This is a genomic window from Acinetobacter sp. WA-87, from assembly GCF_039938935.1.
Taxonomy (GTDB): Bacteria; Pseudomonadota; Gammaproteobacteria; order Pseudomonadales; family Moraxellaceae; genus Acinetobacter; species Acinetobacter seifertii.
The window spans coordinates 96,437-122,598 of record NZ_JBDUVF010000007.1 but is presented as its reverse complement, the minus strand read 5'-3'; the positions used below and the strand labels follow the sequence as shown (position 1 = coordinate 122,598).

Annotated in this window: 20 protein-coding genes and 1 pseudogene; 18 read left to right on the top strand and 3 right to left on the bottom strand. The window is 39.8% G+C overall.

All coding sequences use genetic code 11. From position 1 onward, the window contains the following. Positions 1-8 precede the first annotated feature (8 nt). The 9 genes from ABFY81_RS17070 (at position 9) to galE (ending at position 10,725) form a co-directional block, all read left to right on the top strand. On the top strand, positions 9-1,202 hold the full coding sequence (locus ABFY81_RS17070; RefSeq protein WP_317320121.1) for a glycosyltransferase family 4 protein: 1,194 nt from the start codon (positions 9-11) through the stop codon (positions 1,200-1,202). A 1-nt stretch (position 1,203) separates the two neighbouring features. Continuing rightward, the gene (locus ABFY81_RS17065; RefSeq protein ID WP_068935341.1) at positions 1,204-2,160 is read left to right on the top strand and encodes an NAD-dependent epimerase/dehydratase family protein; all 957 of its coding nucleotides are present in this window, start codon (positions 1,204-1,206) and stop codon (positions 2,158-2,160) included. A 3-nt stretch (positions 2,161-2,163) separates the two neighbouring features. Continuing rightward, entirely contained in the window at positions 2,164-3,180 is a 1,017-nt protein-coding gene (locus ABFY81_RS17060; protein ID WP_068935343.1) for a glycosyltransferase family 4 protein, read from the top strand. Beyond that, positions 3,173-3,706, top strand: coding sequence for an acetyltransferase (locus tag ABFY81_RS17055; RefSeq protein ID WP_068935345.1), 534 nt, complete (start codon positions 3,173-3,175; stop codon positions 3,704-3,706). Before ABFY81_RS17060 ends, ABFY81_RS17055 begins: the two co-directional genes overlap by 8 nt. 211 nt (positions 3,707-3,917) lie before the next feature. Beyond that, on the top strand, positions 3,918-5,792 hold the full coding sequence (locus tag ABFY81_RS17050) for a nucleoside-diphosphate sugar epimerase/dehydratase (RefSeq protein WP_068935347.1): 1,875 nt from the start codon (positions 3,918-3,920) through the stop codon (positions 5,790-5,792). Between the two features lie 11 nt (positions 5,793-5,803). Further along, entirely contained in the window at positions 5,804-6,679 is an 876-nt protein-coding gene (gene galU, locus ABFY81_RS17045) for a UTP--glucose-1-phosphate uridylyltransferase GalU (protein ID WP_134263420.1), read from the top strand. 107 nt (positions 6,680-6,786) lie between these two features. After that, positions 6,787-8,049 carry a nucleotide sugar dehydrogenase gene (locus ABFY81_RS17040; protein WP_134263419.1) on the top strand — a complete coding sequence of 421 codons (1,263 nt, stop codon included), beginning with the start codon at positions 6,787-6,789 and terminating at the stop codon, positions 8,047-8,049. Then, the gene (gene pgi, locus ABFY81_RS17035) at positions 8,046-9,716 is read left to right on the top strand and encodes a glucose-6-phosphate isomerase (RefSeq protein ID WP_191000889.1); all 1,671 of its coding nucleotides are present in this window, start codon (positions 8,046-8,048) and stop codon (positions 9,714-9,716) included. Before ABFY81_RS17040 ends, pgi begins: the two co-directional genes overlap by 4 nt. After that, positions 9,709-10,725: a UDP-glucose 4-epimerase GalE gene (galE, locus tag ABFY81_RS17030; RefSeq protein WP_134263417.1), complete on the top strand. Its 1,017-nt coding sequence runs from the start codon at positions 9,709-9,711 to the stop codon at positions 10,723-10,725. The genes pgi and galE overlap by 8 nt, the downstream gene beginning before the upstream one ends. A 43-nt stretch (positions 10,726-10,768) precedes the next feature. Here the strand turns inward: galE and ABFY81_RS17025 are convergent, their stop codons facing one another. Beyond that, on the bottom strand, positions 10,769-12,139 hold the full coding sequence (locus ABFY81_RS17025; RefSeq protein ID WP_347914233.1) for a phosphomannomutase CpsG: 1,371 nt from the start codon (positions 12,137-12,139) through the stop codon (positions 10,769-10,771). Between the two features lie 374 nt (positions 12,140-12,513). On the opposite strand from ABFY81_RS17025, the gene lldP reads away from it, so the two are divergent. From lldP to dld, 4 genes are all read left to right on the top strand, one after another. Then, positions 12,514-14,181 carry an L-lactate permease gene (gene lldP / locus ABFY81_RS17020; protein WP_171262131.1) on the top strand — a complete coding sequence of 556 codons (1,668 nt, stop codon included), beginning with the start codon at positions 12,514-12,516 and terminating at the stop codon, positions 14,179-14,181. A gap of 19 nt (positions 14,182-14,200) precedes the next feature. After that, the gene (lldR, locus tag ABFY81_RS17015; protein WP_312325059.1) at positions 14,201-14,953 is read left to right on the top strand and encodes a transcriptional regulator LldR; all 753 of its coding nucleotides are present in this window, start codon (positions 14,201-14,203) and stop codon (positions 14,951-14,953) included. After that, positions 14,950-16,101 (top strand): FMN-dependent L-lactate dehydrogenase LldD, encoded by a 1,152-nt coding sequence (gene lldD, locus ABFY81_RS17010; protein WP_004706043.1) that lies wholly within the window; start codon positions 14,950-14,952, stop codon positions 16,099-16,101. The genes lldR and lldD overlap by 4 nt, the downstream gene beginning before the upstream one ends. A gap of 296 nt (positions 16,102-16,397) precedes the next feature. Further along, positions 16,398-18,104: a D-lactate dehydrogenase gene (gene dld / locus ABFY81_RS17005; protein ID WP_213074411.1), complete on the top strand. Its 1,707-nt coding sequence runs from the start codon at positions 16,398-16,400 to the stop codon at positions 18,102-18,104. Positions 18,105-18,153: 49 nt separating this feature from the next. Here the strand turns inward: dld and ABFY81_RS17000 are convergent, their stop codons facing one another. Further along, positions 18,154-19,368, bottom strand: a complete 1,215-nt coding sequence (locus tag ABFY81_RS17000) for an amino acid aminotransferase (protein ID WP_004706039.1) — start codon at positions 19,366-19,368, stop codon at positions 18,154-18,156. A gap of 335 nt (positions 19,369-19,703) precedes the next feature. Beyond that, positions 19,704-19,838: pseudogene (locus ABFY81_RS16995) on the bottom strand (hypothetical protein). 45 nt (positions 19,839-19,883) lie between these two features. Between ABFY81_RS16995 and ABFY81_RS16990 the strand changes: the two are divergent. The 5 genes from ABFY81_RS16990 to ABFY81_RS16970 all read left to right on the top strand — a co-directional run bounded on the left by ABFY81_RS16990 (position 19,884) and on the right by ABFY81_RS16970 (position 26,083). Continuing rightward, complete coding sequence (locus tag ABFY81_RS16990; protein WP_001153627.1) at positions 19,884-20,594, top strand: GntR family transcriptional regulator; 711 nt, start codon at positions 19,884-19,886, stop codon at positions 20,592-20,594. After that, positions 20,587-21,471 carry a methylisocitrate lyase gene (gene prpB / locus ABFY81_RS16985; RefSeq protein WP_004706036.1) on the top strand — a complete coding sequence of 295 codons (885 nt, stop codon included), beginning with the start codon at positions 20,587-20,589 and terminating at the stop codon, positions 21,469-21,471. The genes ABFY81_RS16990 and prpB overlap by 8 nt, the downstream gene beginning before the upstream one ends. Before the next feature lie 261 nt (positions 21,472-21,732). Beyond that, positions 21,733-22,890, top strand: coding sequence for a 2-methylcitrate synthase (gene prpC, locus ABFY81_RS16980; protein WP_347914232.1), 1,158 nt, complete (start codon positions 21,733-21,735; stop codon positions 22,888-22,890). Further along, on the top strand, positions 22,890-25,496 hold the full coding sequence (gene acnD, locus ABFY81_RS16975; protein WP_347914231.1) for a Fe/S-dependent 2-methylisocitrate dehydratase AcnD: 2,607 nt from the start codon (positions 22,890-22,892) through the stop codon (positions 25,494-25,496). The genes prpC and acnD overlap by 1 nt, the downstream gene beginning before the upstream one ends. Positions 25,497-25,657: 161 nt before the next feature. Further along, complete coding sequence (locus tag ABFY81_RS16970; RefSeq protein WP_100192158.1) at positions 25,658-26,083, top strand: hypothetical protein; 426 nt, start codon at positions 25,658-25,660, stop codon at positions 26,081-26,083. The last annotated feature ends 79 nt before the right edge of the window (positions 26,084-26,162 follow it).

The window sequence follows — 26,162 nt, the reverse complement described above, 5'->3', positions numbered from 1 at the left end:
TATAAACTGTGAAAAAAGTGTTGGTTGTTTCAGAGTTTATTGATCCTGCTCAAAATTCTACAGGATATTTTTGGTATAAGATTATACAGAAACTTGCTCAATCCGATGGGGTTGAGCAGTTATCTGTTATAGCGCCTTATTCAGAAGATCGTGAAGAACTGCAGAAAAAATTCTGTAGTAATATCGACTTTTTATTATTTTTGCATGCTTCTTATGATAAAAATAATTTATTAAAGCGATTACTAGGACAATTACAGCAAACTTTTGGTTTTTTCAAAATTTTATTGAAAAGCCTAGCTAAAGATAAAGTTGTTGTGTCTGGAACTAACCCACTTTTTTTATTGGTTTTATTAGCTTTTCTCAGAGTATTTATTCCATTTAAATGGTATTTACTGGTTCATGATGTTTTTCCAGAAAATTTGGTACCTGCAGGAATTTTAAAGAAAAATTCTTTCTTATTTAAAATAATGAATTTCGTTTTTAATCGTGTCTATTCTAGGGCTGATCATCTTATTGTGATTGGACGTGATATGAAAAATTTAATGAAACAAAAAACAAATAGCGACAATATTACAGTGATTCCGAACTGGGTAGATTTTACTGAAATAGAGGTTAGATCAAAGCAGCAATCCTCAATTATCGGTTCACTTGGCTGGAACGAAAATATAGTTTTTCAATTCTTTGGAAATATGGGGCGTGTTCAAGGTATCTCTAATTTATTAGCTGCAATTAATTTAAGTAATGACCCATCCGCCAGATTTTTATTTATCGGTGGTGGAAATGATGCTGGGTTAGTAAAAGAGTTTGCTGAAGAAGAGAACAATAAAAATAAAGTTGCTTATATTGGAGAGTTAGCTGCTCAACAGCGAAGTTTAGGTTTGAGCTCATGTGATATAGCGATTGTTACTTTAGCAGAAGGCATGCTTGGCCTCGGTGTTCCTAGTAAGGCCTATTTTACGATGGCTGCTGATAGGCCAATTTTAGCTATTATGGAAGAAGATGCAGAAGTAGCTAATATGGTTAAAGAGCATAATATTGGCTGGGTCTGTGAGCCAAATGATCCAGTTAAATTAGCATCATTAATTGATGAAATTTGCAAAACTAAGCTAAACGCGTTGTCTAATTCACCACGTCAAATTTTACAAGATCATTATCATCAGGATAAGTTACTGCAAAATTTTGCTGACATTGTGGAATCGTAATATGAAAAATATTTTAGTTACAGGTTCATCTGGTTTTGTCGGTAAGTCTTTGATCCGCTCACTCATTCTGAGTAATAAATACCAAAAGATATATGCTTTAAATAGACAATATTCGCATACTCTGCCTGAGACAGTAGAGCAGTTGGTCGCAACTTCTGAATCTGTTTTTTCGACTACTATCCCTTCTGATATTGATGTAATCATACATTTAGCAGGAAGAGCACATATATTAAATGATAATGTGCAAAATCCTTTAGAACAGTTTAGAGCGGTAAATGTTGAGGGTACACTACAACTCGCTCGACAAGCCTTAGAAAATAATGTTCAGCGGTTTATTTTTATTAGTTCAATTGGTGTAAATGGTGCCGTAACAAATAAAAAAGCTTTTGATGAGCTAGATCCACCGCAACCTCATGCCGATTATGCAATTTCTAAGCTGGAAGCGGAGCAAGCATTAAAAGAATTATTTGAGAATACAAATACTGAGCTTGTCATAATTAGACCGCCACTAGTATATGCTGCCGATGCTCCTGGCAACTTTGCTCGATTACTTAAACTTGCTTCAACGAATCTACCTTTACCTTTTGCGTCTCTTAATAATAAACGCTCTTTTGTTGCATTAGAAAATCTTGTTTCATTTATTGAAACTTGTATTGAGCACCCTCAAGCAAAAAATGAATTATTTTTAATTTCAGATAATGAGGTTCTTTCAACTCAGCAACTTGTGACTTTGTTAAGAAAAGGGATGGGGCGAAATAAAAACCTAATCTATATTCCTCAAATTTTTATGAAGATAGGGGCTATTTGTATAGGTAAAAGTAAATTGTACGAGCAATTATTTTTATCTTTAGAGGTCGATGCTTCGAAAGCGCGTAATTTATTAAATTGGGTTCCTCCAGTTAATGGAAATGATGCTCTAGAAAAAACAGGAAAAATATATCTTGAGAAAAGTGAGTGACTTATGCTGATGATTTGGGTCGTATTAGCGAGTTTTTTATTTTCATTCTTGCTGACAGGCTACATGCGCCATTATGCATTAAAGAAAAATATTATTGATAATCCAAATGAAAGAAGTTCACATACAATTCCGACTCCTCGTGGTGGGGGAGTGTCGATTGTTATTACTTTCTTAATGGTTTTAGTGGCATTAATAGTTAGTCATCAAATAGAACCAAATACGGGCTTAATTCTAGTTGGTGCTGGTCTAGGGGTTGCGGTTTTAGGTTTTCTCGATGATCATGGCCATATCAATTCAATGCTTCGACTGGCTATTCATTTTGTTATTGCAATAAGTGCTGTTTTTTTTCTAGGTGGTTTCTCTGACGTTAAATTATTTAATGGCAGCTTAGAGTTAGGTTGGTCTGCGAATATTATTGCAGTGCTTTTCCTTGTATGGTTACTCAATTTATATAATTTCATGGATGGAATTAACGGAATTGCCAGTGTTGAAGCAATTACTACGGTGCTCAGTCTGGCTTTGATTTATTTGTTACTAGATACACATTTATCTAGCGAATTATTATTTATTTTAGCAGCAAGTGTATTTGGCTTTGTGCTATGGAATTTCCCTAAGGCTCGTATATTTATGGGAGATGCAGGGAGTGGTTTTCTAGGATTAATTTTAGGTATTTTGGCTTTAATTTCTTTAAAAGCAGACCCTGCTTTGTTTTGTGCATGGATTATATGTTTAGGTATATTTGTCGTAGATGCCACTTTTACCTTAATTCGTCGTGTTATTAATGGTCATAAGATGTATGATGCGCATCGAACTCATGCCTATCAATATGCCTCACGTAAATATAATAGCCATACGACAGTAACTTTGGGTGTTCTGTTGATTAATATATTTTGGCTTTTACCGATTGCTTATCTTGCATCGCAAAAAGTACTTATGCCTGAGCTATTATTATTGGTTGCTTATATTCCACTGATTTTACTTGCATTATTTTTTGGCGCCGGAAAAACTGAAAATGCTTAAGAAGAAGGTCTTACTCGTTTTAGGTGCCGGTGGGCATGGTAAATCTGTTGCCGAAGCCGCACTTTTATCGGGCAAATGGGAAAAAGTAGTATTTGCAGATGATAGCTGGCCCCAAAAAACAGATATTGCTGGTTTTTCAATTATTACTAACATAGATAAAATTCATCATGTGTTATCTGATATTTCTGCGGCAATTCCTGCTGTAGGAAATAATCAGCTCAGACAAAAGTGGTTTCATCTATTAGAAAATTTATCGATTCCGATAGCTACAGTTGTACATCCATCTGCAATTGTCAGCTCAAGTGCGGAAATAGGTGATGGAGTAACGATTATGGCTGGTTGTGTAGTGGGATTTGATGTGAAAATAAAAGATGGCGCAATCATAAATATGGCTTCATCAATTGATCATGATACATATATTGGTGAATTTGCTCATCTTAGTGTGGGAGTTAAAGTTGTAGGTGATAAGAAGATAGATTCTTTATCATTTCTACCTGCCGGAAGCGTTATTACTCATTTAATGTGATGATAAAGTTTTGTTTAGACTAAAAAAGATGTAGAAGAGTATAACTTTATAATTCCCCTGATTGATAAGGTTTTCTAAGGGGAGTATTGTGCTACAGATTAGTAATCATGGTTTAATATACATTATGTAACCAATGCGTAAAACTTGTTTCTAGTTATATAAGAAATGAGTATATATATCGCACGGTTACTAGAACGATTAGAAGAGTATTGTGAAAAAGATTATCTATCAATTCGCGTCAGCCCCAAGACTTGCGAAACAATGTTTTTTGGTTCTTATAGACCTTTTTGCTGTCCCTGTTATTTTATGGTTATGTTATGCCATCCGTTTATTTGACTTAGGCGCAGAAGTAATTCCTGGTATCAATTATGGTGTAGCAATCGTTACAGTGATTGCTATTTTTAGCTTAATGATAACAGGGGTTTACCGATTTATTGTCCGTACTTTTAATGAAGCATTTATTGCAAAGCTAGCTATTGCTGTTGCAATCATGGTCGTATTTTTATACGGTATGAATGTTTTTTCACCAGCATTTATTCCGACCTCAATACCACTAATGTTTGGCTTTTTAATGTTTGGATGGGTTTGGTGTGGTCGTGCATTTATCCGTTTTATTGTTAAGGCTGCCTTACAAACAAGTGAAGAGCGTAAGCGAGTTGCAATTTATGGCGCAGGTGACGCTGGCCAACAGATTGCGGCAGTTCTGTATCGTTCTGGTGATCATTTACCTATTTTTTTTATTGATGATAATTCTTCTTTACAAGATCACATGGTAGGTGGTTTAAAAGTATTATCTTTAGAAAAAGCTTTACAACGTTTTAAAAAGTACAGAATAGATGAAATTTTATTGGCATTACCTTCAGTAGGTCGTGTACGTAAAAGTGAAATCATTCAGCAATTAGAACCTGCTCATCTTAAAATTACTGAGCTTCCAGGCCTAACTCAATTGGTTGATGGTGAGCTTAAAGTTGCAGACATTCGTGAAGTTGACATTATTGATTTATTAGGGCGTGATCCTGTACCCCCTGTAGATCATTTACTTGCAAAAAATATTCAAAATAAAGTTGTCATGGTAACGGGAGCTGGTGGTTCTATTGGTTCAGAGCTATGTCGCCAGATTATTAAAAATCAACCTAAAATGTTGATTATTTATGAAATTACTGAATTTGCTCTTTATAGTATAGAAAAAGAATTATGTCTAACAGCGCAATGTGAAATAGTTCCAATCTTAGGTACAGTTCAAGATCAACAGAAATTAGAACGTATTATTGAGCAATATAAAGTTCAGACTGTATATCATGCAGCGGCATATAAACATGTGCCTTTAGTTGAGTGTAATCCAATTGCAGGGTTAAAAAATAATGCGATTGGTACAGCAAATAGTCTAAATGCTGCTGTTAAGAAAGGAGTTGAAACATTCGTTTTAATTTCAACAGATAAAGCAGTACGTCCTACCAATGTCATGGGTGCTTCAAAACGTATGGCCGAGTTGTATTGTCAAGCAATGGCTGAGGCTCAACAACAAACTCAGATTAGTATTGTGCGTTTTGGTAATGTATTAGGTTCATCAGGTTCGGTTGTACCGTTATTTAAGCAACAAATTGCAAAAGGTGGCCCAATTACTGTGACTCATCCAGATGTAACTCGTTACTTCATGACTATCCCTGAGGCATCTCAACTAGTTATTCAAGCTGGTGCGTTAGGTAAAGGGGGAGATGTGTTTTTACTTGATATGGGTGAACCTGTTCGTATCCAAGATTTAGCTCGACAAATGATTTCGTTAAGTGGGTTAACTGTGCGTGAACCTGGTGCAATGCAAGGTGATATCGAAATTCAGTATAGTGGATTACGCCCGGGCGAGAAGCTTTATGAAGAATTATTAATTGATCAAGAAAATACTGAATATACTGAGCATAGTAGAATTCTTCGATCATTTGAAAAATTCTATCCTCTTACGGAAATTCAAGAAGTCTTTAATCGAGTGAATAGTATGACAGCTGTCCCACAAGATATTGATTGGGCGTTATGCCAACTTGAACACTATGTTGATGGTTATAAACGTAGTAAAGATATTATGGTTAATTAGAGAGTAATTGTGTGATTAAAAAGGCAGTTTTACCTGTAGCTGGACTAGGTACACGTTTTTTACCGGCAAGTAAGTCAATTCCTAAAGAAATGGTAACAGTCGTTGATCGTCCTGCGATTGAATATGTAGTGCGTGAAGCTGTAGAGGCTGGAATTGAGCAAATTATTTTAGTAACCCATTCATCTAAAGCATCAATTGAAAATTATTTTGATAGAAACTTTGAACTTGAAACGACGTTAGAGCAAAAGAAAAAGTTTGATTTGCTTGATGAAATTACTCAGATCATCCCATCTCATGTGAGTGTAGTAAGTGTAAGACAGCCCCAACCTTTGGGCTTAGGGCATGCTGTTTTATGCGCAAAAAGTATTATAGGCCAAGATGACTTTGCCGTGTTATTACCAGATGTATTGGTTAAAGATGGTTCAGGAAAAAATGATCTATCGCGTATGATTTCTCGTTATGAGGTGAGTGCTGCTGCTCAAATCATGGTTGAAGCAGTGCCAGATCATTTAGTAGATCAATATGGAATTGTTGACGTTCAGCAGAGTCCAAATGAAGGTGAAAGTATTGTCATGCAAGGTATTGTCGAAAAGCCTGCTGTCGGCTTTGCACCTTCTAATTTATCTGTAGTCGGACGTTATATTTTACCAGCTAAAATTATGCAGCTTTTAGAAAATACACCGAAAGGTGCTGGTAATGAAATTCAATTAACTGATGCTATTGCGATGCTTCAAGATACGGATACAGTTGAAGCCTATCGTATGCAAGGTCAAACATTTGACTGTGGCAGTAAACTTGGCTATTTGAAAGCTGTATTACACTATGGTGTTAAACACCCTAAATTAGGGGATGACTTTAAACAGTTAATTCAGGAACTTAAACTATAAAGTTTTGTAGCTCTGCTTAAGTATTTGTAAAAATTACTTAATACGATAGCAGAGCAGTATATTCTCTTCTGGTAAAAGGAAGAGAAATCTATAAAATCAGGTGTGCAATGAAAATCGCAGTATTTGGAACAACGTTACATGCCGGTGTTATGGCAGCATTATTAGCTGAATATGGTAACCAAATTTATTGGTGTACCTGTGTAAGTTGTGAAGAAGATATTTCTGTACTTTCGTATCAAGATCAAGAAGTAAATAATTATTTAAATAAACAGAGAAAAGCAGGATTTTTAAAAGAGAGCCGTTTTTCTGAGATTCCTTTAGATATTGAAGTTTATTTATTTTGTTTTAGTCCAACACAAATTGAACTTGCTTTAAAGACAGTAGAAAAATTAAGTGAGCGATCAATTGTTCATCCAAAATTAATGATCAATGGTTCTACTTTTGGTTTACATGGAACTGATCAATTAAAACAATATTTACCAAAAGATGAATGGGTTTATTTTCCTGATGTAATTCAAGAAGGAAATGCGATTAATAGTGTGCTGAACGTAAAGCATGTGATTGTGGGCGTTGAGTCCAACAATGCACGAGATACAATGCAAGAGTTGTTGCGCCCATTTTTCCGTTTTAGTTATCAATATTTATTTATGCCTATTTTAGATGCAGAGTTTACCAAACTCAGTATCTCGGGCATGTTGGCTACCCGTATTAGTTATATGAATGACTTGGCTATGGTTGCCGAGAAGTTAGGTATCGATATTGCCAATGTAAAGCATGGTATTGCTGCTGATACGCGTATTGGTGCTGCTTATTTATCGCCAGGTGTGGGATTTGGTGGTGAGAATTTTTCGCACGACATTTTAACACTTTCAAGTACAGTATCTGAAACTGGAACAAAAAGCCGTCTCTTAGAACAGGTTTGGGCGATTAACGAGCAGCAGAAAGAGATTTTATTCCGTAAGTTATGGAATTATTATCACTGTAGTCTAAATGGTAAAACGGTTGCGATTTGGGGAGCTTCTTTTAAAGAGAATACCTCAAATATACATAATTCACCGATTCATATTTTATTAGCTGCGCTATGGGCACAAGGTGTAATAGTACGTTTACATGATCCTCAGGCTTTAGATGAAATAGCTGCAACTTATGGGTCTCGTGAAGATTTAATTTTATGTACTGATCAATATGAAGCGGCGCAAGGTGCTCATGCATTGTGTCTAGTCACGGCATGGAAGCAATATTGGAGTCCTGACTTTAAGCAACTACAACAATTAATGAAACATCCTTTAATTTTAGATGGTCGTAATATTTATGATCCAGCATATGTCAAAGCTAGAGGTTTTGCTTATGAAGGAGTAGGTCGCTTATGAGTAAATCAATTGAACAATTTCCAAAGGAATTAGTCTCGCCTCTAGCTCATCTTCAAACTTTAGCTGAAGAAAACTCAAAATTACATATCAAAGAGTTATTTGCTTTAGAGCCAGATCGATTTCAAAATTATTCTGTAAAATTTGATCAGTTATTCTTCGATTATAGTAAGCACCGCGTAACCAAAGATATTCTGGGACACCTAGTAGCTCTTGCGAAGAGTAAAAATTTAACTGGATGGGTTAATCGCCTTTTTTCACAAGATAAAATTAACTGTACTGAACAACGTGAGGCAATGCACTGGGCATTGCGTTTACCAACTGATTATTCAAAGTTTCCAGATTTAACAGAACAAGTTCATAGCCAGTTAGAACGTATGTATGCCTTGGTGGAAAAAATCCATGCTGGACAATATCGTGGTGCTACTGGCGAAGTCATTCAAGATGTTGTCAATATTGGAGTGGGGGGATCTGATTTAGGACCTCAAATGGTGACTCATGCTTTGTCTGATTTTAAGGTAAAAACAGCCAAGCCACTCAATGTTCATTTTGTATCGACTATGGATGGCAGTCAGTTATCAGAATTACTTCATCAACTACGTCCGGAAACGACTTTATTTATTATTTCTTCCAAGTCTTTTGGAACGATTGATACCTTATCTAATGCTCAAACAGTGCGCCAGTGGCTAGAAAAAGCATTAGGGAAACATGGTCGTGTATTAAAAAGTCATTTTATTGGTGTGTCCACAAAAGCTGACAAAATGACTGAATGGGGAATTGCCCCTGAAAATCAATTATTGCTATGGGATTGGGTGGGTGGTCGTTATTCACTTTGGTCTTGTATTGGTTTACCTATTGCTTTGACGGTCGGTATTGATGGATTTCAGCAACTTTTAGCGGGTGCTCATACCGTCGATGAGCATTTTCAACATATGAGTTTTGATCAAAATATTCCAGTTTTGATGGCACTCTTAGGAATTTGGAACAATAATTTCTTAAATATTCAGACCCATGCAGTCTTACCTTATGATGGGCGTTTAAAATATTTTGCAGCCTATTTACAACAGTTAGAAATGGAATCTAACGGTAAATCTATACAACGTGGTGGACAAAAAGTCGAATTAGATACCTGCCCAATTGTATGGGGGGAAGTCGGACCAAATGCCCAGCATGCATTCTATCAATTGCTACATCAAGGCTCCCAAGCAGTCAGCTGTGATTTTATTGCACCGATCCAACGTTATAATGCAGACCATTTTACTTATGCTGAAAATGCTGAAGCGTTAATTGAACAGCACCATCTAGCGCTTTCAAATTGTTTAGCACAGTCACGATTATTGGCTTTTGGTAATGAAGCATTAGATTCGAAAGAATTAGAGAACTTGCCTATTTATAAGCAATATGAAGGTAATCAACCTAGCTCTACCTTATTATTAAAAGAACTTAATCCTTATAGTTTAGGAATGTTGATTGCGTTATATGAACATAAAGTATTTGTGCAGTCAGTAATTTGGAATATTAATCCATTTGATCAATGGGGTGTTGAAAAAGGTAAGCAGATTGCTGATCAATTACTTCCAATTTTAAATGGTGCTCAAAATGATCTTTCATCACTTGATGCTTCAACGCGTGGTTTGATTAAAGTTTTATTAGGAAAAGTAGATGGCTAAAATTCTAGTTACTGGTGGTGCAGGTTATATTGGTTCACACACGTGTGTAGAGCTTTTAAATGCAGGCCATGAAGTCATTGTTTTTGATAATCTTTCGAATAGTTCAGTAGAGTCTTTAAATCGAGTTAAAGAACTCACTCAAAAAAGTTTAACTTTTCTAAGGGGTGATATTCGGAACGCGAATGAATTAGATAGCGTATTCCGAGAATATGCAGTTGATGCAGTTATTCACTTCGCTGGTTTAAAAGCAGTTGGTGAAAGTCAGGAAAAACCGCTTATTTATTTTGATAATAATATTGCGGGTAGTATTCAACTTGTGAAATCAATGGAAAAGGCAGGTGTGTATTGCTTGGTCTTTAGCTCGTCTGCGACTGTATACGGTGAGTTTAACCCATCGCCTTATCAGGAAGATATGCCTCTTACTATGCCCAATAATAATTATGGCTATACTAAATTAGTGATTGAGCAGATGTTGCAGAAATTGGCAGAGGCTAATCCGTGCTGGTCTATTGCACTACTACGTTATTTTAATCCAGTAGGTGCACATAAAAGCGGGCGTATTGGTGAAGACCCTCAAGGAATTCCAAATAATTTAATGCCTTATGTAACACAGGTCGCTGTGGGACGTCGTGATAAGCTTTCTATTTTTGGTAAAGATTATCCAACTCAAGATGGTACCTGTGAAAGAGACTTCATTCATGTAGTGGATTTAGCTAAAGCACATGAATTAGCTGTGCTGAATCGTCTGAATAATACAGGATGCAGAGCTTGGAATATTGGGACGGGAGAACCGATTTCTGTACTTCAAATTAAAGAAACTTTTGAACAAGTTAACCATGTTGAGATTGTAACAGAGTTTGCAGATCGTAGAGCTGGGGACTTGCCTAGTTTCTATGCTGATGCTTCTCGAGCTAAAGTCGAACTTGGATGGATGCCCTACTATAGTTTGGAAGATATGCTTGCTGATAGCTGGAATTGGCAGAAGCAAAATCCTAATGGTTATAACTAAATAACAAGAAAAAAGGAGCAATTCGCTCCTTTTTCTTTTTTGATTAGCTCTGAATCAACCCAGTCAATTCATCTACATAATGCTGCATTGGCTGAGCTTGGCGGTCTGCACGGCTTTCAATGTTGAGACGTAATAACGGTTCAGTATTTGAAGCACGAACGTTAAAACGCCATGCACCAAAGTCAAGGCTTACACCATCGGTACGGTCAATTTCTGGGTTTTGTTCGGCATAGAAATCAAAAATCTTTTGAATAGTAATTTGTGTATCAGCTACTTTAAAGTTGATTTCACCACTACAAGGAAATTTGGTAATCATATTTTCAACGAGGGTTGAAAGTGATTGTCCTGTTTCAGAAAGTAGAGCAACAGTAAGTAACCACGGAATCATGCCGCTGTCGCAGTAAGCAAAGTCACGGAAATAGTGATGAGCACTCATTTCACCGCCATATACCGCATTGTGTTCACGCATAACGTCTTTAATGAACGCGTGACCAGATTTTGACTGTACAGCAACACCTTTGTATTCATCTACGATATCAAATGTGTTCCACACTAAACGTGGGTCATGCACAATTTTCTCGCCTGATTGTTTAATCAAGAAAGCTTGAGCCAATAGACCAACAATATAGTAGCCCTCAATGAATTGACCTTTTTCATCGAACAAGAAACAGCGGTCAAAGTCACCGTCCCATGCAATACCCATATCTGCGTTATGCTCAAGAACAGCATTTCGGGTACTGTCACGGTTTTCAATTAAAATTGGGTTAGGAATCCCATTTGGGAAAGTGCCATCTGCTTCATGGTGAATTTTAATAAATTCAACCGGTACATTAAGCGCTTTAAATTTTTCTTCGATTGCATCAATCACGTGACCAGCTGCACCATTACCCGCGTTTACCACTAACTTATGTGGGCGGATTTTTGCAGGTTCAATATAAGTCATTAAGTGATCAACGAACTCAGGCAAAATATTATAACTTTGAGTTGTAGCCTTTTGACTAACTTCTTCAAAGTGATTAGTTTCTGCTAAAGCCTGAATTTCTTTTAAACCAGTATCGGCACTAATTGGACGAGCATTTTCTCGAACTAATTTCATGCCGTTATAGTCCATTGGGTTATGGCTCGCAGTAATTTCGATACCACCTTGCACATCTAAATGGAAAGCGGCGAAGTAAACTTCTTCAGTACCTGTCATGCCCAAATCAAGCACATTGACACCCGCATCGTTTAAACCGCGGATGGTCGCCTGTTTTAAAGACTCACTGCTTAGACGAATATCACAACCTACAACCACGGTTTTTGGTTTATAGATTTGTCCGTATGCGCGGCCAATTTTATAGGCAATTTCTTCATTCAATTCGGTGCCGAGTTTGCCTCGGATATCATAGGCTTTAAAACACGTTAAAGTAGTCATTATTCAATTCAATACATGTGGTTTGAGTTGTGTGTACATTATACATTTATCAATAAATGATTATATTTATAGTTTTTATATTCAAATTTTTCACTTCATTTCGGTAGTTCATATCTAAATTTATAAGAAAGATTTTACGACTTTAGTCTAATAAATAAATTTATAAATTAGAAATAGCTTTATTTTTCTTAGTTGTATTGGTAATACCAATTATGATGTTAATTTAATGATTGATCTTACCAATATCTGTGTTTATGATGCGATCTGTGGTTTAAGGAACAACATTTGCACTTAAATTTAAATTGGTCATACCAATTTTGCTAAATGTTTAAACTTTTAAGATACAAAAAATTTCGCCTCGGCATTTCAAGGAGATGACAATGCTCAATATGTGGCAACAACTTTATGACCCTTTAAATAATATTTGGCTGTCCAGTGCGGTTGCATTAATCCCGATTATTTTCTTCTTTTTGGCATTGGCTGTTTTTCGTTTAAAAGGCAGTATCGCAGGTACAGGCACAGTCATTATTGCACTATTGATTGCGCTCTTTTTCTATCAAATGCCGGGTCAAATGGCCTTTGCGTCAATCATTTACGGTTTCTTCTATGGTCTATGGCCAATTTCATGGATCATTATTGGGGCAGTTTTTCTATACAAAATTTCAGTAAAAACAGGCCAGTTTGAGGTTATTCGTTCAAGCATTTTGTCAATTACCGAAGATCAACGTCTACAAATGTTATTGGTTGGTTTTGCATTTGGTACTTTCCTTGAAGGGGCTGCTGGTTTCGGTGCTCCTGTGGCAATTACCGCTGCACTGCTTGTTGGTTTAGGCTTTAAGCCACTTTACGCGGCTGGTTTATGTTTGATTGTAAATACAGCGCCAGTGGCATTTGGTGCAATGGGCATTCCCATTATTGTGGCAGGGCAGGTGTCAGGCGTAGACACTATGGAAATTAGCCAGATGGTTGGGCGTCAGTTGCCGTTTTTAACGCTGATTGTGCTGTTCTGGATTATGGCGATTATGGATGGCTGGCGTGGTGTTAAAGAAACTTGGCCTGCGGTAGTCGTTGGTGGTGGTTCGTTTGCGATAGCCCAATATCTTACATCTAACTTCATTGGTCCTGAATTACCAGACATTACCGCTGCAATTGCTTCATTGGTCAGCTTGACTGTGTTGTTCCGTTTCTGGAAACCAAAACATATTTTCCGTTTTGAGCCTGAAGCTGGTCAAACTTTGACTCAGCAACCTACAACGGTTCAACGTTATAGTATTGGGAAAATTGCTAAGGCATGGTCTCCATTTGCCATCTTAACAGTCATGGTGACCATCTGGAGTGTTAAGCCATTTAAAGCATTATTTGCAAAAGATGGTGCTCTTGAGCACTGGATTTTTAAACTTGAAGTACCGTATTTGCATAAATTGGTCGAAAAAATGCCGCCAATTGTGGCAGAGATGAAACCATACGAGGCGATTTATAAGTTTGACTGGTTCTCTGCAACAGGCACTGCAATTTTTATTGCTGCAATCATCACCGCTATTTTCTTAAAAATGAAAGCAAGTGAGGCAGTAACGACTTTTGGTGAAACACTCAATGAGTTGAAAACACCGATTTACTCGATTGGTATGGTGTTGGCGTTTGCTTTTATTGCGAACTATTCAGGTTTATCTGCTACTTTGGCTTTGGCTCTATCGCATACGGGTCATGCGTTTACTTTCTTCTCGCCATTTTTGGGTTGGCTTGGTGTGTTCCTTACAGGTTCAGACACCTCTTCAAATGCTTTGTTCTCGGCATTACAGGCGACTACAGCACAGCAAATTGGTATTCCAGAAGTGTTATTGGTGGCTGCCAATACCAGTGGTGGCGTGACAGGTAAGATGATTTCTCCACAGTCGATTGCGATTGCGTGTGCAGCGGTAGGCTTAGTTGGAAAAGAGTCTGACTTGTTCCGTTTCACGGTAAAACATAGCATCATATTCACTGTCTTTGTTGGCATCATTATTACGGTTCAGGCTTATCTGGTTCCGTGGATGATTCCATAACTCCAGTGAAGGAAACGCGATGAGAATCTCCGATCAAGTGGTCATGAAATTGCAGGCATTAATTGAAGAGCGTCATATGAAAAAAGGTGACCGTTTGCCTGCCGAACGCCAGCTTGCAACTAGCTTAGGAGTTTCTCGTCCGTCTTTGCGTGAAGCAATTCAACAGCTCAATAGTCAAGGGGTGCTCAGTAGCCGCCGTGGCGATGGGACTTATATTCAGCAGTTACCTGAACAGTGGCCACAGCAATTGATTGTGAACCCAATTAGCAACCTGATTGAAGAAGATCCGCTGTACCGGTTTGATGTGCAAGAGGCGCGGTTATTACTTGAAGGTGGCACGGCTTGGTATGCCGCTTTGCGCTCAACGCCTGAAGATCGATCCAAAATCCGTCATTATTTTAATGAAATTAGTCGCCACCAAAATGCGGGTGACTCAGCACAGGCTGCGGTGGCAGATGCTGAATTTCACTTAGCAATTGCTGAAGCATCTCACAATGTGGTGCTGATTCAGATGATGCGTAGCTTGTTTGATTTGCTGCAATACAACGTTTTGTTAGGGCGTAAAAAAGTTTATAACGACCCCGTAAATGGTGACTTGCTGAGCGAACAGCATTTTCAGGTGATGGATGCTATTGATCGTAAAGATCCCGAGGCCGCACGCCAAGCTGTTTGCGGTCATATTGAATTTGTGATTAATCATGTGCGTTCTCTGGATGAAGACGAAGCTCGCCAGAAACGTGCAAATCGTTTAAATAGAGTTGATTCAAAATGATTATTTCTTCTGGCAATGATTATCGTGCTGCGGCACAACGTCGCTTACCTCCATTTTTATTTCACTACATTGATGGTGGAGCGTATTCGGAATATACCTTAAAGCGTAACGTACAAGATTTGTCAGAAATTGCTTTGCGTCAACGTGTGCTCAATGACATGTCAGCGTTAAGTTTAGAGACAAAACTGTTTAACGAAACCTTGTCTATGCCGGTTGCATTAGCGCCTGTAGGTTTAACAGGCATGTATGCACGCCGTGGTGAAGTGCAAGCCGCGATGGCAGCCGACAAAAAGGGCATTCCATTTACGCTTTCAACGGTTTCGGTATGTCCGATTGAAGAAGTTGCACCTGCAATTAACCGCCCGATGTGGTTCCAGCTTTATGTATTACGCGACCGTGGTTTTATGCGGAATGCCTTGGAACGTGCAAAAGCGGCAGGCTGTTCAACACTGGTGTTTACTGTAGATATGCCTGTGCCAGGGGCGCGTTACCGTGATGCCCATTCGGGAATGAGTGGACCAAATGCTGCGATGCGTCGTTATATGCAGTCAATGTTCCATCCACATTGGTCGTGGAATGTCGGCTTAATGGGGCGTCCGCATGACTTGGGTAACATCTCTAAATATTTAGGCAAACCGACTGGGCTTGAAGACTATATCGGCTGGTTGGGTTCTAACTTTGACCCATCCATTTCATGGAAAGACCTTGAGTGGATTCGTGAATTTTGGGATGGCCCAATGGTGATTAAGGGTATTTTAGATCCTGAAGATGCTAAAGATGCCGTGCGTTTTGGTGCTGATGGTATTGTGGTGTCGAATCACGGCGGTCGTCAGTTAGATGGTGTGATGTCTTCTGCTCGTGCATTGCCTGCAATTGCTGATGCCGTGAAAGGTGACTTAGCAATTTTGGCTGACTCAGGCATTCGTAATGGTTTAGATGTGGTGCGTATGTTGGCGCTCGGTGCCGATACAGTGTTACTTGGCCGTGCCTTTGTGTATGCCTTGGCAGCAGCAGGTGGGCAAGGGGTGTCGAACTTGCTTGATTTGATTGATAAGGAAATGCGTGTTGCGATGACCTTAACGGGTGCTAAATCGATTTCGGATATTAATGCGGATTGTTTAGTGCAAGCGATGAAGCAAGGTTTTTAAGAAATAACTTTTTAAGTGAAGCAGTAAGCACAGCCTTAAAATTTGGTGATTTGCTAATGTTTTGCGTATAGGCATTTGTCACTTTTGAAAGGTCAAAAGTAACCCAAAACCTTTTGTTGAGCAAACCGTACTTCCTTGTACGGTTGCTCAACAGGCGGCATCCATGCCGCCAACCACGATAGTAAATATAGGGCTGATTCGAATTAGAGAATGAGCTAATTAAATTATAAATTACAAACAGTAAGACACCTCGTGTTGGTCTAATTTGATAAATGGATGACCAAAAGGAAACCATCATGCAAACATTTTCTCCTCAAGCAGTGATCGAACGTTTACAAAATATTGTAGGGCGTTCGCATGTTTTGACCGATGATCAAAGCACGCGTCAGTATCGCCAAGGTCGTCGTTTTGGTGAGGGGAAAGTGCTGGCTGTGGTGGTGCCGGGCACATTGTTAGAGCAATGGCAGGTGCTACAAGCTGCTATTGAGGCGGACTGTATTGTGATTATGCAGGCGGCCAATACAGGACTTACTGGTGGTTCAACGCCGTATGGCGATGATTATGACCGTCCTGTTTTAGTCATGAGTACGCGTCGCTTAAAGGGCATTCAAGTTATTCATGACGGTAAGCAAGTGATTTGTTTACCGGGTGCGACTTTAGATAATTTAGAGCAAATTTTAAAAGGCTATGATCGCGAGCCACATTCAGTAATTGGTTCATCTTGTATTGGAGCTTCGGTACTTGGTGGTGTGTGTAATAACTCGGGCGGTGCCTTGGTACGCCGTGGCCCTGCGTATACTGAACTGGCGTTATATGCTCAGGTGAATGCTGCTGGTCAATTAGAACTAGTGAATCATTTAGGGGTGAATTTAGGTTCGACTCCTGAAGAAATCTTGACTCGTTTAGAGAAGCAGAAATATCAAGCTGTAGATATTTTAGATGACAGTGAAAAGCAGGCATCAGACCATCGTTATGCCCACGATGTGACGCAAGTAGATGAAGATACGCCTGCTCGTTTTAATGCAGACCCGTCACGATTGTTTGAAGTATCGGGTTCGGCAGGTAAAGTCTGCGTATTTGCAGTTCGTCTTGATACTTATGAAAAAGTAGAGAGCAATGTCTTTTATATAGGTACTAATGATGCCGATGATTTAACAGCCATTCGTCGTTACTTATTAACCTCACTACCAAGCTTGCCGATTGCAGGTGAATATATTCACCGAGATGCTTACTTAATTGGTGAAAAGTACGGAAAAGACACATTCTTATTTATTGAAAAGTTCGGCACAGCAAATGTTCCAAAAGCTTTTGCCATGAAAGATAAAGTCGATGGCTTTTTAGAAAAATTTAAAATTAAAGGTTTAACGGATCATATTTTGCAGGCTATTACGTTCTTTTTACCAAGCCATTTGCCAAAGCGTATGACTGAGTATCGAGACCGTTTTGAGCACCATTTAGTGCTGCGTGTTGAAAATAATTCAAAAGCTCAGACCGAGCAGTTTTTAAAAGAATATTTTGCAGTGCATCAGTCAGGTCGCTATTTCGTATGTAGCGAAGAAGAAGGCCGAAAAGCGTTCTTACACCGTTTTGCGATTGCAGGAGCTGCAATTCGTTATCGTGATACACACCGTAGTGAAGTTGAAGATATTGTGGCGCTTGATATTGCGTTACGTCGTAATGACCGCGAGTGGGTAGAGCAACTCCCAGCCGAGATGGAAAATAAAATTCTCCATAAACTCTATTATGGGCATTTCTTTTGTCATGTATTCCATCAGGACTATATTCTTAAAAAGGGCCATGACCCTTTAGAAATGGAACATCAAATGTGGAAGTTACTCGATGCGCGCCGTGCTGAATATCCAGCAGAGCATAATGTTGGGCATCTTTACATTGCCAAACCTGCATTGGCCAATTTCTATCAAAAACTCGACCCAACCAATAGTTTTAATGTAGGGATTGGGCATACCTCAAAACTGAAATATTGGGGCAAAGCTAAATCTTAATATCGATACATAAAAAAAAGGCGCCGAAGCGCCTTTTTTAGTAGGTGTCTTATGCTGCTTCTACTGATTTAGCAAGTACTTCAGCCATCGCTTTAGCAACAGTGTAAACATTGTTCATGTTTAAACCAGCAACACAAATACGACCACTGCGTACTAAGTAGATTGCATATTCTTCACGCAAGATATCAACTTGTTCAGCAGTTAGACCTGTGTAGCTGAACATACCTTTTTGGTTTACAAGGTAGCTAAAGTCACGGTCTGGTAATGCTTTAGTAAGTTCGTCTTTCAAGATGCTACGCATTTTAATAATACGCTCACGCATCTCTTTCACTTCACCTTGCCATTGCTGGTTAAGTTCAGCGTCATTTAACACTTCATCAACTAACCAAGCACCTGTAGTAGGAGGGCTAGAGTAAATACGGCGTACAGTCGCTTTTAACTGACCGAATGTGCACTGAGCAGCTTCTGCATCGTCACAAACGAAAGTTAAACCGCCAACGCGCTCGCCATATAAAGAGAAGATTTTAGAGAACGAGTTGCTCACAATGAAGTTTAGACCCGCTTGGTCTAAAGCACGGATTGCATACGCATCTTCTTCCATACCGTCACCAAAACCTTGGTAAGCGATATCTAGGAATGGAATAAGGTTACGGTCTTTTAATACTGCAATCACTTGATCCCACTGTGCTGGGTTTAAGTCAGCACCAGTTGGGTTATGGCAGCATGGGTGCAACAACACAATGCTTTGCTCAGGCAAAGTTTTAAGTGTAGAAAGCATACCGTCAAAATCTACACCACGTGTTTCGTTATCGAAATATGGGTAGAAATGAGTTTTGATGCCAGCACCATTGAAAATCGCAACGTGGTTATCCCAAGTTGGTTGGCTTACCCAAACGTCTGAATTTGGGAAATAAGTTTTTAAGAAATCCGCACCAACTTTTAATGCACCTGAACCACCAAGCGTTTGGATGGTTACAGCACGGCCAGCTTTAACTGCTGGACTGTTTGCACCAAATAAAAGTGCTTGAATTGCTTCGCGGTAAGGTTTGAAGCCTTCCATTGGCAAATAAAGTTTGGTTTTACCGTTTTTAGGCTCAATACGCTTTTGCGCCTCGATAATGGTCTCTAACTGAGGAACAATACTGTCTTCGTTATAATAAAGACCAATACTCAAGTTTACTTTTTCAGAACGAGTATCAGCATTGAACTGTTCCATTAAAGAGAGAATTGGATCGCCTGCGTATGGGGGGATATGTTGAAACATCAAAAAAGTCCTTTCATTCAACAATATGCATAGTGCTGGGTTTTTTCTGTCTCGAAAAATACGCCACAACTATGTCGATGTTCAATAATGTATCAATAAAGCTACCGTGAAGCACCTGATAATTTCACTAATATCGATATTTTCTGGCTGAAAATAATAAAAAGTTTTAAAAGAAATTACGGTAAATAGATACTAATTTATAACTCATGATTTCATTCAAGCAGATTGTCTACAATCTTGCTGTAATACATTGGTTGTAGACTAAAGTTTGAAACAAAAGTTTATTGACTAAAAAGCAAGCCATAAATAGTCATAAAACTATGGATAAAATAACCCTAAATAATTGTTTTATAGATATTAAATAGAAAGTGGTGTAATGCTTTAAATATAAGGTGAAATGGCAGGTCAAACGATAAAAATTGACCTGATGCGTTCTATAAAGTGTCAACAATCACCTTGATTTTTTTCATTCATCCCGCTATAAAAGCCATAATTGATTAAAAATTGTCGACAATATGCAAGATTTGACCTTCGCACCAGAGCCTCTACAAAGTCAGGGAAGAACACTGACCGAGAATGTATTTAAACAAATACAGACGGCGATTGTTTTGGGTCAAATTCCGGCAGGTAGCAAAATTTCTGAACCTGAACTGGCACGCACTTATGGCATTAGTCGTGGGCCATTGCGTGAAGCGATTCATCGCCTTGAGGGTCAACGTTTGGTTGAGCGTACCGCACATGTGGGCGCGCGCGTGGTTTCGCTCTCACTGCAACAATTCAAAGAGCTTTACCAAATTCGTGCATCTTTAGAAGGTTTGGCTTGCAAACTTGCCGCACAGCATATTGATAAAAAGCAAATCTTGGCACTACGTGATGTTTTGCGTATGCATGCTGAAGATGAAAACTTTAAAGCAGGTAAAGGATATTACTTGCAAGAAGGGCAGGACGATTTTCACTACTGCATTATCAAAAGTAGTGGTAATAAAACCCTAGAAAAAATGCTATGTGATGAGCTTTATCACCTTATCCGTATGTACCGAATTCAGTTTTCAAACACACCCGATCGACCGAGCAAAGCTTGGGACGAACATATCCGTATTTTAGATGCAATTGCAGAAGGCGATGGTGAACTTGCCGAGCTGCTCATGCATCGACATATCAATGCTTCTTACAAAATTATTGAGCAAACACTGCTACAAGCACAAGGAGAACATAACAATGGCTAAACAATCCGCAGGTCAGCTATTTCGCGATGCAGTAGCCCAAGAAAAGCCATTACAAGTGGTTGGAACCATTAACGCCAATCATGCACTTTTGGCAAAACGTGCAGGTTATAAAGCGATTTACTTATCAGGTGGTGGTGTAGCCGCTGGTTCTTTAGGTTTACCTGATTTGGGAATTAGTAACCTTGATGATGTGTTGACAGACGTACGCCGTATTACCGATGTATGTGATCTTCCATTATTGGTCGATGCTGACACTGGTTTTGGTGCTTCTGCATTTAACATTGCCCGTACGACAAAAGCACTGATCAAGTTTGGTGCTGCGGCAATGCACATTGAAGACCAAGTGGGCGCAAAACGTTGTGGTCACCGTCCGAACAAAGCCATTGTGACTCAAGAAGAAATGGTTGACCGTATTAAAGCTGCGGTTGATGCACGTGGTGATGACAGCTTCGTAATTATGGCACGTACCGATGCATTGGCCGTAGATGGCTTACAAGCTGCAATTGACCGTGCGGGTGCCTACATTGAAGCGGGTGCAGACATGTTGTTCCCTGAAGCAATTACCGAGCTTGATATGTACAAGCAATTTGCTCAGAAGACTGGCGCCCCGATTTTGGCAAACATCACAGAGTTTGGTTCTACGCCACTATTTACTACTGAAGAATTGGCATCTGCCGATGTAAGCCTTGCGCTTTATCCGCTTTCTGCTTTCCGTGCCATGAACAAGGCAGCCGAAACTGTCTATGAAACCTTACGTAAAGAAGGCACGCAAAAGAACGTAGTTGATATTATGCAAACGCGTAAAGAGTTATATGAACGCATTAATTACTATGCATTTGAAGACTACTTAGACAACGCATTTGCTAAAAAGAAATAAACAAGCCCTCTTTTAAAAGAAGGGGAAGCGATGGTCTTGGCTATCGTGAGGGCGGCATGGATGCCGCTACGTTGGACTGCGATATAGGGATATATCGTCAGCCCAACAAAGGATTTTTGCTTACTTTTCATCCGTGAAAAGTAAGGCGAACCGCAGGTTAATCAGAAAATTGGATGAGAACTCGGCAAGACGCTGTCGTGGTTTTATCCAAGTGAAAATTGAACAAACAACAAATTCAGATAGATAGGAAAGGACAATCTTATGAGCTCAAATGAAACAACAACAGGCTTCAAACCAAAAAAATCAGTTGCACTTAGTGGACAAGTTGCAGGCAACACAGCACTTTGTACCGTAGGACGTAGCGGTAACGACTTGCACTATCGTGGCTATGACATTCTTGACCTTGCAGCGGGTAGCCAGTTTGAAGAAGTTGCTCACTTGCTCGTACATGGCAAATTACCAAACAAAGCTGAACTCAAAGCGTATAAAGCAAAATTAAAAGCACTTCGTGGCTTACCAGCAGCACTTAAAACTGCTCTTGAACAATTACCACCGTCTGCACACCCAATGGATGTGATGCGTACAGGTGTATCAGTGCTAGGTTGTTTAACACCAGAACACGAAGACCACAACGAAGCGGGCGCAAAAGACATTGCTGATAAATTAATGGCAAGCCTAGGCTCAATGCTGCTTTATTGGTACCACTTCAGCAACAACGGTCGCCGTATTGAAACTGAAACAGATGACGACTCAATTGCAGCGCATTTCTTACATTTACTTCATGGCGAAAAACCATCTAAAGAATGGATTCAAGCAATGCATACTTCACTTATTTTGTATGCTGAGCATGAGTTCAACGCATCTACATTTACGTCACGTGTGGTTGCAGGTACAGGTTCTGACATGTACTCGGCAATTACAGGTGGTATTGGTGCACTTCGTGGACCTAAACACGGTGGTGCAAACGAAGTTGCATTCGTGATTCAACAACGTTACGACAACGCAGACGAAGCTGAAGCTGACATCCGTAAACGTGTTGAAAATAAAGAAGTCGTAATCGGATTTGGTCACCCTGTCTATACAGTTTCTGACCCACGTAACGAAGTGATCAAGAAAGTGGCGCATGACTTAGCGCAAGCACAAGAGAACACCAAAATGTACCTTATCGCTGAACGTTTAGAAGCAGTGATGAAAGAAGTGAAAAACATGTTCCCGAACCTCGACTGGTTCAGTGCAGTGAGCTATCACTTAATGGGTGTTCCAACTGCAATGTTCACACCGTTATTCGTAATTGCACGTACAGCAGGCTGGTCAGCGCACGTGATTGAACAACGCCAAGACGGCAAAATCATTCGTCCAAGCGCGAACTACACAGGCCCTGAAAACCTCAAATTTAAACCATTGGCGGAGCGTGGTTAATGAACACAAAATACCGTAAACCGCTGGCAGGCACCCAGCTTGAATATTACGACGTGCGTCAAGCCGTTGAAGATATTCAGCCAGGCGCATACGAAAAACTGCCTTACACCTCAAAAGTACTCGCAGAGCAATTGGTACGCCGTGCCGATGCCGAGAACTTAACTGCTTATTTAACGCAGTTGATTGAACGCCGTCAGGACTTGGACTTTCCTTGGTATCCTGCGCGCGTGGTGTGTCATGACATCTTGGGTCAAACTGCATTGGTTGACCTTGCAGGTTTACGTGATGCAATTGCTGACAAGGGCGGTGACCCATCTAAAGTTAACCCAGTTGTACCAACACAGCTCATTGTCGACCACTCTTTAGCGGTGGAATATGGCGGTGCTGACCCAGACGCTTTTGCAAAAAACCGTGCTGTTGAAGACCGTCGTAACGAAGACCGTTTTCACTTTATTGAGTGGACCAAAACTGCATTTAAAAATGTTGATGTAATCCCTGCGGGGAACGGCATTATGCACCAGATTAACCTAGAGAAAATGTCTCCGGTAATTCAGGCGCGTGATGGTGTAGCATTCCCAGACACTTGCGTAGGCACAGACTCACATACACCACATACAGACGCTTTAGGCGTAATTTCTGTGGGTGTCGGTGGCTTAGAAGCTGAAAACGTAATGTTGGGCCGTGCATCTTGGATGCGTTTGCCAGACATTATTGGTGTTGAATTTGTAGGTCAGCGTCAGGCAGGTATTACTGCAACAGATATCGTACTAGCTCTAACTGAGTTCTTGCGTAAAGAGCGCGTTGTTGGTGCTTATCTTGAGTTCTTTGGTGAAGGTGCTGACAGCATGTCTGTGGGCGACCGTGCCACCATTTCGAACATGACTCCAGAATATGGCGCTACGGCTGCGATGTTCTACATCGACCAAAACACGATTGATTACTTACGCCTAACAGGCCGTGAAGATGCTCAAGTGGCATTGGTTGAACAGTACGCAAAAGAAATTGGCCTTTGGGCATCTGACATGACCAAAGCAGAGTACCCACGTGTACTACGTTTTGACTTATCAAAAGTCACACGTAACATTGCTGGTCCATCAAACCCACATGCACGTGTTTCAACTGCGGACCTAAAAGAAAAAGGTATTGCGGGTGTTGTTGAAAACCGTTCTGATGGCTTAATGCCAGATGGCGCAATTATTATTGCTGCAATTACTTCATGTACCAATACCTCTAACCCACGTAACACCGTGGCGGCAGGTTTATTGGCACGTAAGGCAAATGAGCTAGGTTTAGTTCGTAAACCTTGGGTGAAATCATCATTTGCACCGGGTTCAAAAGCTGCTGCACTTTACCTTGAAGAAGCGGGTGTTCTAAAAGATTTAGAACAACTTGGTTTTGGTATTGTGGCTTACGCTTGTACGACCTGTAACGGTATGTCGGGTGCATTAGATCCAGTCATCCAGCAAGAAATTATTGACCGTGACTTGTACGCAACAGCAGTACTGTCTGGTAACCGTAACTTCGATGGCCGTATCCATCCATATGCAAAACAAGCGTTCTTGGCATCTCCACCGCTTGTTGTGGCATATGCAATTGCGGGTACGATTCGTTTTGACATCGAAAAAGATGCGTTAGGTCATGACAAAGAAGGTAAGCCGATTTACCTCAAAGACATCTGGCCATCTGACGCTGAAATTGATGCCTTAGTTAAAGAAGCCGTGAAGCCTGAACAGTTCCGTAAAGTCTACATTCCGATGTTTGATTTAGGCGAAGTTGAGCAAGCGAAGAGCCCACTTTACGACTGGCGTCCACAAAGTACTTACATCCGCCGTCCACCATACTGGGAAGGGGCGTTGGCTGCACCACGTACTTTGGCGAACATGCGTCCGCTTGCGATTTTGGGTGACAACATCACCACCGACCACTTGTCGCCTTCAAATGCGATTTTGATGGACTCGGCTGCAGGTGAATACCTTCATAAAATGGGCGTACCAGAAGAAGACTTCAACTCCTACGCAACGCACCGTGGTGACCACTTGACTGCCCAACGTGCAACATTTGCCAACCCGAAACTCTATAACGAAATGGTGGTTCGTTCAGACGGTACCATTAAGCAAGGTTCAAAAGCGCGTGTAGAGCCAGAAGGCGAAGTGATGCGTATGTGGGAAGCGATTGAAACCTACATGAACCGTAAGCAACCGTTAATCATTATTGCGGGTGCTGACTACGGTCAGGGTTCAAGCCGTGACTGGGCTGCAAAAGGTGTACGCCTTGCAGGTGTTGAAGCGATTGTGGCAGAAGGTTTTGAACGTATTCACCGTACCAACTTAGTGGGTATGGGCGTGTTACCACTTGAGTTTAAACCGGGTGTAAACCGCAAGACTTTAAAGCTAGATGGTACAGAGCTTTATAGCGTGATTGGTAATATCGCACCGCGTTCGACTTTAACTTTAGTGATTGAACGTGCCACAGCGGATGGTAAAGAAGAGATTCTTGAAGTACCTGTGACTTGCCGTTTAGATACAGAAGAAGAAGTTTCTGTATATGAAGCGGGCGGTGTATTACAGCGTTTTGCACAAGACTTTTTAGAAGGTCAAGTGGCTTGATACTTTAGTTAAATATTATTGATATTGTTCAAAAAAAACCCTATCTTGATGATGGGGTTTTTAAATTAAATATTAGAAGAATTGTATTTATCAAAATTCCTTTTTATATAAAAAGTTAGTTGGGTATAGCAATATTTTTAATTAATAGTAACGGGAATTTTATGCCAGCAAATGGTTGTGTTTATATTCAAAGAGATGGAGTGGATTTACGAGAAGTTTTTGATCATGTAGAACGTGATAAAGGCTTGGAAGAAAATGCTTCTTATTATGATGTTGTATTGGGTAAGGATACTGTACGTTTTTATGTAATGCCTTCTCAAGAGATTCCAAATCATTTACAAGGTTTTCTGCGTTATATAGCTTCTTTAGATCACGATCAAAAACGCAAGGATGATACCTCTTACGCAATTAGTCATACAAAGGTAGTATTAGGACTTGTTACTGACAAAGAGTTTGATGAGAACCCTGCTATTTGGCAAAGTTTATTTAAGATAGCAGATAAATATGATGGCCTTATTTTTACATATGATAGTGTTTTACTCCCAAGTGGTACAATTCTTGTTGGTCCTCTATTAAATAATAAATAAAATAGCCATTTAAGCACCATAAAACATTTTGTATAACTAATAAAAAAAGCCCGACATCCTGTCGGGCTTTTTCGTATTT